The following is a 433-nucleotide window of genomic DNA, read 5'->3' as shown; positions in this document are numbered from 1 at the left end:
TTTCAACACACAGCCGCCTGAAGGCGGCTGGGGCCGTCATTTCAGACGGCCTGCATTATTACTCTTGTTTCAACACACAGCCGCCTGAAGGCGGCTGGTATCAGATGGGTGCGCGGATGGGACTTAGCGTCCACTGCGTTTCAACACACAGCCGCCTGAAGGCGGCTGGGATGGAATACAAGCGAAAGGCCGTCTGAAATGCTGTTTCAACACACAGCCGCCTGAAGGCGGCTGGGAACGTCGCGGCAGTTTTGACAGCTTCTTGTATGTTTCAACACACAGCCGCCTGAAGGCGGCTGGCAAGGTTTGGGCAACCGCCAACGCTTTCACGTCCGCGTTTCAACACACAGCCGCCTGAAGGCGGCTGGCAAGGTGGAACGAGCGGTTCGGGCGGTCAAGGTGGTTTCAACACACAGCCGCCTGAAGGCGGCTG

1 CRISPR repeat array is annotated in these 433 nt (G+C 58.7%).

What is annotated here, in order from left to right:
* Nucleotide 1 precedes the first annotated feature (1 nt).
* A CRISPR array of direct repeats spans nt 2–433; the repeat unit is 29 nt; unit sequence TTCAACACACAGCCGCCTGAAGGCGGCTG.

The organism is Neisseria sp. HMSC068C04, from assembly GCF_001810105.1.
GTDB lineage: Bacteria > Pseudomonadota > Gammaproteobacteria > Burkholderiales > Neisseriaceae > Neisseria > Neisseria flavescens_B.
Note: the sequence above shows the minus strand (reverse complement) of the source record. Positions and strands in the feature narration are given on the sequence as shown.